This is a genomic window from Prevotellamassilia timonensis (genome assembly GCF_900106785.1).
GTDB classification, from domain to species: Bacteria; Bacteroidota; Bacteroidia; order Bacteroidales; family Bacteroidaceae; genus Alloprevotella; species Alloprevotella timonensis.
The window spans coordinates 1-2,001 of record NZ_LT629833.1 but is presented as its reverse complement, the minus strand read 5'-3'; the positions used below and the strand labels follow the sequence as shown (position 1 = coordinate 2,001).

The window sequence follows — 2,001 nt, the reverse complement described above, 5'->3', positions numbered from 1 at the left end:
TGTATAAAGGTTGTACATACGATGGTTTGGACTTAATGTTTTGAACACCACTAAGTTACTAAAAATCAGCGATATGTGCAACTTTTTACTCATATTTATCAACTTAAATTAATTCCGCCAACGGGTAGGAATGGATAACTCCACTTAACCCACAGAGAGCGTGTAACTTATAACCAAAATAATACGTGTTCTGCGAAGCACAGAAGCCGAAGTCGGGAGCTTGCGAGAAATTGCCGGTACGTAGGGTGTTCAAAATTGGCATCAAAAACGAGACCACTTTTTAGGCTGTTTTGAGTGTTTTGATACGTTTGGTAACAAGGTTTTCCATAAGATATTTTTCTCGCCAAAGAGTAATATCTTTAATCCTTGTCCTGCATAAGTGTTCTTTGACATTGTATCTTTTTGAATTAGATATGCCAGCAAAAGATAATATCACTGGTAGATGCAATACTAAAGTAGTGACACCATTGAGTTTGTTGGGGGACTGAATGTACTTAAAAATGCCAAATGTCGTTTCTATGAGATCTGAAGAATTATTGACAATATCAGCGTCCTTTAGAAGCCCGTCTTCTTCTGAAAGATAGGAAAGGAAGCAGGTGCCAACCCTTCTCATTCTCTCATTTCCACACATTATAGTAGCATTTATATGCATTCTGCATTTTGCTATAGTATTCTTACTCAACCCGTTGTACTTCATTTCTTTTTCTATGGAATGGACACATGACACGATGTCTTGCATTTCATCTATGAAAGAGGCATATGCAGGAAGAAATGAGAATACTTCTTTCTCAAGAGTGGTTAATTTGTGATACAACTGCAACATCTTGTATGCCCAGTTCACGCTTTCTTCAAGGTTCATAAATTTCGCCTTACATCTCTGTGAGGGTGATTGAAGATAAGCGACATCTTTCATACAGCACTGTTTTTTACAAACAGCCATCTTATTGAAGAACTCAGCAAACTCTGCGTCGTGCTTGTAAACGCGCTCCATAAACAAGGCAAGCGTGTGACTGACATCGCGATGCCACGTGAAGTTAGAGGATTTAATAGCTTTACGCATCTTTGCATCATTGTCCGAAATGACATACTTAGCTGCTTTGCCAATTATCCCCTCACTCTTTTCAAGAACCTTTTCCACCTTCTCTGCGTTCCAAGTAGTTTGAACTTCAAACCCTACGACCTTTGCATCGTCAAGCTGCAGAGGGCGCCCTTGATGTTCAGCTGGAACTGATATTAAAGTAAGGAGCTTCTGGCTGCCTATCATCATACACTCATCAATTATCATTGCGTAATTGTTATCGTTCAATGCCTTAGGCGTTTGATTGATTTCATCAAGACCACATTTACGCACCCAATTATCAATCGTATTGTATGAGGGTAGTTTGTCAACAAGTCCAAAGGTGAATTTGGCTAAGATTTCAAGAATCTTAACAATATCTCGAGGGCTTGCATTTGTTGCGCATCTGATTGCGATAGCGATTTGGACGACAAATTCCGAAAACTGATGTCCTGGTATCGTTTTGTAATATTCCTCAGATTTTGCTCCATAAGCTTGTCTTTCTCTTTTTTTTTAGCTTCTGCTTCTAATTGAGAATTCCTTGCTTCAAGCCTTGCAATTTTAGCTTCTCGACGCTTCAATTGAGCTTTGGTGTTTTTGAGACTACTTTTGAGTTGTTTGATTTTATCTGATTTAGTCATAATATAGCCAATTATTAGTTGCTTCATTTACTCTGTAAAGTTACTAATAATCAGCGACTTGTGCAAGTACTCAGAGAACTATTTAGACCTTTAGGCCGTATTCTTTTATAGCTTTAAGAGCTACGAATGATCAGCACTTTTTGGTCTCGTTTTTGATGCCAATTTTGAACACCCTAGCCGGTACGTCCCATCTTGCAACGTTTTCCTCTTGCAACCCTACAGACCTCTATCGGCTTGGAGTCAACAAAGAATTGTTCCTCTCCGCCATCCATTTCCATGGCAATCCGCTTGCGCAGTTCCTCA

The 2,001-nt window shown here is 39.2% G+C and carries 2 protein-coding genes and 2 pseudogenes; all 4 read right to left on the bottom strand.

The annotated features are described in order from the left end of the window. Positions 1-112: 112 nt before the first annotated feature. Positions 113-232, bottom strand: a pseudogene (locus BQ5453_RS13985) (IS982 family transposase); the annotation flags it as partial. A 48-nt stretch (positions 233-280) separates the two neighbouring features. Beyond that, complete coding sequence (locus BQ5453_RS00350) at positions 281-1,306, bottom strand: hypothetical protein (RefSeq protein WP_143033237.1); 1,026 nt, start codon at positions 1,304-1,306, stop codon at positions 281-283. 104 nt (positions 1,307-1,410) lie between these two features. Then, entirely contained in the window at positions 1,411-1,698 is a 288-nt protein-coding gene (locus BQ5453_RS00345) for a hypothetical protein (protein WP_143033236.1), read from the bottom strand. A 182-nt stretch (positions 1,699-1,880) separates the two neighbouring features. Further along, positions 1,881-2,001: pseudogene (locus BQ5453_RS13980) on the bottom strand (IS982 family transposase); the annotation flags it as partial.

Bases quoted from the DNA above. Each gene is read 5' to 3' on its own strand.
- BQ5453_RS00345 (WP_143033236.1), bottom strand. From the start codon at position 1,698: ATGACTAAATCAGATAAAATCAAACAACTCAAAAGTAGTCTCAAAAAC.